The sequence below is a fragment of the Streptomyces doebereineriae genome (assembly GCF_031845645.1).
GTDB classification, from domain to species: domain Bacteria; phylum Actinomycetota; class Actinomycetes; order Streptomycetales; family Streptomycetaceae; genus Streptomyces; species Streptomyces canus.
This window is the reverse complement of sequence record NZ_JAVREZ010000089.1, coordinates 1-596: the sequence shown is the minus strand read 5'-3', so window position 1 is coordinate 596 and position 596 is coordinate 1. Positions and strand designations below refer to the sequence as shown.

Genomic DNA, 596 nt, shown 5'->3' with positions numbered 1-596 from the left:
TCCCTCCGCTGAACCCGAAGCGAACTTGCGCGGGTCCAACGCCAAGGTGGCGCCGCCGGCCAACGCGAAATCGCTTTCGCCCTCGTGCAGGCTGCGGCAGGCCAGGTGTCTCGCGGTCAGGCCGGACGAACACGCCGTGTCCACCGTGAGCGCAGGCCCGTGGACGCCGAGGGCGTAAGCGATCCGGCCGGACGCCAGGCTGAAGTTGTTGCCGCTGAAGCCGTATGCCGCTTCCAGAGACTGAGCGTCGGCGGCCAGCATCTGGTAGTCGGCGTGCGTCAGTCCGACGAACACGCCGGTCAGCGAGTCCGACAAGGCTTCCCGCGTAAGGCCCGCGTGCTCCATGGCCTCCCAGGAGGTTTCCAGCAACAATCGGTGCTGGGGATCGAGTGCGGCACTCTCGCGTTCGTTGATACCGAAGAAGTCGGCATCGAAGCCGGCGACGTCGTCGAGGAAGGCCCCCCACTTGGACACCGACCGACCGGGCACCCCCGGCTCCGGGTCGTAGTACTCGTCGGCGTCCCAACGGTCGGGCGGAACTTCGGTGACAAAGTCATCGCCCCGAATCAGGGCCTCCCACAAGAGTTCGGGGGAGT

General features: G+C 66.9%; 1 protein-coding gene. It reads right to left on the bottom strand.

Features of this window, described 5'->3' with window-relative positions; translation table 11 throughout:
- Positions 1 to 596, bottom strand: a 596-nt coding sequence (locus tag RNB18_RS50840; protein ID WP_311720907.1) for a beta-ketoacyl [acyl carrier protein] synthase domain-containing protein, incomplete at both ends; no start/stop codon positions are given.